The following is a 1,383-nucleotide window of genomic DNA, read 5'->3' as shown; positions in this document are numbered from 1 at the left end:
TCGCCCACAACCAGTGGTCCGACGAAGAATTCAAGCGCGAACTCGAAGTGGTGAAGGAAGAGCGCCGTATGCGCACCGAAGATGCCCCGCGCGCCCTGATGAACGAGGCGATGCTGGCCAGCGTATTCGCCACATCCCCCTACCGCCGTCCGGTGGTGGGCTGGATGAGCGACCTGGAGGCCATGACACCTGGCGATGCCCGCGCCTTCTACCAGCGCTGGTACGTGCCGGGCAATGCCGCCGTGGTGGTGGCGGGCGATGTGGACCCGGCGCAGGTCTGCGCGCTGGCGCAAAAGCACTACGGCAGCATCCCGGCGCGCCCGGTGCCTGCGCGCAAGCCCCGGCCGGAGCCCGCGCAGGCGGGCACCAAGCGCCTGGACTTCAAAGCCCCGGCCGAGCAGGCGGTGGTGACCCTGGCCTGCAAGGTGCCCAGCCTGCAGGCTGACAACGACGACGCGCTGGCCCTGACCGTGCTGGCCGCCGTGCTGGACGGCTATACCGGTGCCCGGCTGGAGCGCGCCTTGACCCAAGACCACGGCCAGGCCGGTGGTTCGGTGGCCGACAGTGCGGGGGCGTACAACGGCCTGTCCGGGCGTGGCCCGCAACTGTTTGTGCTGGACGGCGTGCCTGCCGCAGGCCACAGCGCTGCGCAGGTGGAAGCCGCCTTGCGCGCCCAGGTGGCCTTGGTGGCGCAAAAAGGCGTGACCGAGGCCGAGCTGGGCCGCGTCAAAACCCAGTGGGTGGCCAGCGCCGTCTACCAGCGCGACTCGCTGATGCACCAGGCCCGCGAACTGGGCAGCAACTGGGTACAAGGCCTGCCGCTGGATGCCAACGACCGCCTGATCGCCCGGCTGCGCGGCATCACCGCCGCCCAGGTGCAGGCCGTGGCGGCGAAATACTTTGGCGACGACCAGCTCACCGTGGCCACGCTGCTGCCCCAGCCGCTGGACCCCCACCGCCAGAAACCCCGTGCCATTCCCCCGGGAGAGCTGCGCTGATGATTACTATCAAAAAAGTAGCTTCTCACGCCCTTGCTATAAGCGCTAGCGGCCTGTTTGGCTTAAATGCTGCCTGGGCGGGCATTCCCATCCAGCACTGGACCCAGCCCAGCGGGGCGCAGGTCTACCTGGTGCCCAGCCCGGCTATTCCCATGCTCGACGTGCAGATCGACTTCGACGCGGGCAGCCGCCGCGACCCGGCTGCGCAGGCCGGGCTGGCCAGCCTGACGGCCGGCATGGCTTCGGAAGGCGTGCGTGCCGTAGGCTCCAATCCAGCGCTGGACGAAAATACCCTGGGCGAAGCCTGGGCCGACCTGGGCGCATCGCTGGACAGCAGCGCCAGCAGCGACCGCTTCAGCTTCTCGCTGCGCACCTTGACCTACCC

At 68.9% G+C, this 1,383-nt stretch carries 1 protein-coding gene and 1 pseudogene; both read left to right on the top strand.

Annotation, left to right across the window (positions count from 1 at the left end):
- A partial coding sequence (locus tag AC097L_RS24445) for a M16 family metallopeptidase (protein WP_479589316.1) occupies nucleotides 1–998 on the top strand: 998 nt, incomplete at its 5' end.
- A pseudogene (locus AC097L_RS24440) lies at nucleotides 998–1,383 on the top strand (insulinase family protein); the annotation flags it as partial. The gene AC097L_RS24445 and the pseudogene AC097L_RS24440, both read left to right, overlap by 1 nt.

Source organism: Rhodoferax sp. RT5P35 (assembly GCF_056521385.1).
The sequence above is the reverse complement of the archived record's forward strand: the minus strand, read 5'-3'. Positions and strand labels throughout refer to the sequence as shown.